The following is a 2186-nucleotide window of genomic DNA, read 5'->3' on the forward strand; positions in this document are numbered from 1 at the left end:
GCGCGGGAGGGCCTCCACCACATCCAGGTCACCGACCCGCAGGTCGTGGACGTGCCACCGACCTACCACGGCTACGGCCAGCCGCCGCCCGGCAGCACCACCACACCCCACTGACACACCGGGCCACCGACACACCGGACGCCGACGCACCGGACCGCCGGCCCACGCGGTCAGGCGCTACCGGCGGAGCATGCCCCGCAGCCGTGAGCGGGCCGGCCACAGTGCCGGCGGCCCGGCCACCTCATAGCCCGGCAGGACCCGTTCGGCGACGTCGGCCAGCAGCGCCACGTCGATCGGGCGCAGGACCACACCCGCCGCCAGGATGTAGTCCGCANTCCCGGAGACGGGCATCAGCAGGACGCCGTCGACCAGGGCCAGCCCGTTCGGCACCTCCGCCCGCGCGAAGGCGATGACCGGCTGGGCCTCGAGCTGCCAGCCGGCGGGCAGCTCGGCGACGAGCTGGCTGGTGGCCTCCTCGCCNGTCCACGCGACCAGCCCGAGCATCGCGCGCAGGGGTACCTTGCCCGCCCACACGCCGGCCCCGTTCTGCCGGATCGGACCGCGGTGCGTGTCCGTCTCGATCACCCAGGCGCCGGATGGACCGATCACCAGATGGTCGATGTTCCCCGCCGAATCGGCGAGCTGCCGGTCGTGCAGCACCACGTACCCGGCCCGGCTGAGCCGGTCCAGACAGCGGGCGGTGCGGCGCTCGGCCTCGGCGTCCAGCCGCCAGGCCTCGATCTCGGGCGGTATGCGGTAGTGCCGGTAGGCGACGGTCCCGAGGACCGCGAGCGCCGCGAGGACCACGACCTGCGCCACCCGCCCGGCCGCCAGCCCCACCAGTTGGCAGAGGAATCCGGCGAGCGCTCCCGCGGCAACCGCACCGGCTGCCGCCGCCACGGCCACACGTCGCGATCTGTCACCGCGTTCCGCCGCGTACAACTGCCTTCGACGCTGGTACTCGGCCATCGCCGATCTTCCAGCCAACACGCGATCACGAGTGTCCGCGGTCACCACCTCCCGTCAGCCCGGTACCGCCGCCGCGCTTCGGCGGACCGCANGGGGTACCCGCGAGTCTGCCGCGATCACCTCACCGGCCGCTACCAGCAATCTCCATCATCAGGATCACACTTCCACCGAATTCACGACCACGACAGCCTGGAAGCGTGGAATAACCGGAAGAACACGTCAGCCCCGCCTCCCGCCGTTCGGGAAGCGACAGCCGTCTCCACGACTTGATCCAGGTGGAGGCGAGCTCACAGCGGCCCGTCGAGGGGTAGCCAGGCCGCCGCTGTGGGGAGAACGCCCTCACGACAGGCGCCTTGTGACCAGGGCGCAGGGAGAGGAGCCNCTCGATGCCACTGCGCGTGACACCTGAGGCTTCTGGCGACGGGNGAGCAGGGCGGACCGCCCGCGGCGGACCGCCCGCCCAGGCCGAGACGACCGACGAGGCAGATCACATAAAGACCACACCTTCCACCGCTTCCTCCGACACCGCCAGCATCACCGACGCCAGCAGCCACCCCGNAGCCGCACCGGACGAGATCCTGCGGTCATTCGACGACGTCGTCCGGCTCGCCGCGCTCGACCTGCGGGACAGCGGTGCCGATCAAGCCGGTGGAACCGCCCGGCGGGTCGGGATCGAGCTCGAGTGGTTCGTCGTCGACGTCGCGTACCCGCAGCGCTCCGTCCCGCCCGGGGAGACCGCCGAAGCCCTCGCCGGCGCACTCGGAAGCAGCACGGTGGCCGGCGGGTCGGCTCCCGGCGCCCCCTCGGCCCGCCGCCTGCCGCGGCTGCCCGGCGGGAGCCGGCTCACCTTCGAGCCTGGCGGGCAGCTGGAGCTGTCCGGTCCCCCTCTTCCCCTGGCCGGGGCCGTCGCCGCGATGCGCGGCGACCTCGCGCTGGTGCGCAGCGCGCTCGCGCGGCGCGGTCTGGGCATCGCCGGTCTCGGTGTCGACCCGCTGCGCCCGTCGCGGCGCCACTCCTCGGCGTCGCGGTACCTCGCGATGGAGGAGCACTTCCTGGCCTCCGGCGGCGAGGCCGGCCTGACGATGATGTGCTCGACCGCGTCCGTCCAGGTGAACCTGGACGCGGGGACCGACGGTGACGACGTCGTCGCCCGGTTCCGGCTCGCCCATGCCCTGGAGCCGGTGCTCATCGCGATGTTCGCCGCCTCTCCGGTGGCG

The 2186-nt window shown here is 73.1% G+C and carries 1 protein-coding gene and 3 pseudogenes; 1 reads left to right on the forward strand and 3 read right to left on the reverse strand.

Features of this window, described 5'->3' with window-relative positions; translation table 11 throughout:
* Positions 1–177: 177 nt before the first annotated feature.
* The 3 pseudogenes from UG55_RS39130 to UG55_RS39140 all read right to left on the reverse strand — a co-directional run.
* Positions 178–334: pseudogene (locus tag UG55_RS39130) on the reverse strand (NERD domain-containing protein); the annotation flags it as partial.
* Position 335: 1 nt separating this feature from the next.
* Positions 336–480: pseudogene (locus UG55_RS39135) on the reverse strand (NERD domain-containing protein); the annotation flags it as partial.
* Position 481: 1 nt separating this feature from the next.
* Positions 482–969 (reverse strand): annotated as a pseudogene (locus UG55_RS39140) (nuclease-related domain-containing protein); the annotation flags it as partial.
* A 773-nt stretch (positions 970–1742) separates the two neighbouring features.
* Between UG55_RS39140 and UG55_RS18840 the strand changes: the two are divergent.
* On the forward strand, positions 1743–2186 hold a 444-nt coding region (locus UG55_RS18840; RefSeq protein ID WP_313954626.1), incomplete at its 3' end, for a glutamate-cysteine ligase family protein.

This window comes from Frankia sp. EI5c (genome assembly GCF_001636565.1).
In the GTDB taxonomy this organism is placed as follows: domain Bacteria; phylum Actinomycetota; class Actinomycetes; order Frankiales; family Frankiaceae; genus Parafrankia.